Genomic DNA, 634 nt, shown 5'->3' with positions numbered 1-634 from the left:
CAAGTATCCAACGCCCACGGCAGATAGGGACCAAACTGTCTCACGACGTTTTAAACCCAGCTCACGTACCTCTTTAAATGGCGAACAGCCATACCCTTGGGACCTACTTCAGCCCCAGGATGTGATGAGCCGACATCGAGGTGCCAAACACCGCCGTCGATATGAACTCTTGGGCGGTATCAGCCTGTTATCCCCGGAGTACCTTTTATCCGTTGAGCGATGGCCCTTCCATTCAGAACCACCGGATCACTAAGACCTACTTTCGTACCTGCTCGAGCCGTCACTCTCGCAGTCAAGCTAGCTTATGCCTTTGCACTAACCTCACGATGTCCGACCGTGATTAGCTAACCTTCGTGCTCCTCCGTTACTCTTTGGGAGGAGACCGCCCCAGTCAAACTACCCACCAGACACTGTCCTCACCCCAGATTATGGGGCCGAGTTAGAACATCAAACATTAAAGGGTGGTATTTCAAGGATGGCTCCACGCAGACTGGCGTCCACGCTTCAAAGCCTCCCACCTATCCTACACATCAAGGCTCAATGTTCAGTGTCAAGCTATAGTAAAGGTTCACGGGGTCTTTCCGTCTTGCCGCGGGTACACTGCATCTTCACAGCGAGTTCAATTTCACTGAGT

Annotated in this window: 1 rRNA gene; it reads right to left on the bottom strand. The window is 52.2% G+C overall.

The features are described 5' to 3' along the window. A 23S ribosomal RNA gene (locus N801_RS19115) occupies positions 1 to 634 on the bottom strand; the annotation flags it as partial.

Source organism: Knoellia aerolata DSM 18566 (assembly GCF_000768695.1).
GTDB lineage: Bacteria > Actinomycetota > Actinomycetes > Actinomycetales > Dermatophilaceae > Knoellia > Knoellia aerolata.
This window is presented reverse-complemented; position numbering and strand designations above follow the sequence as displayed.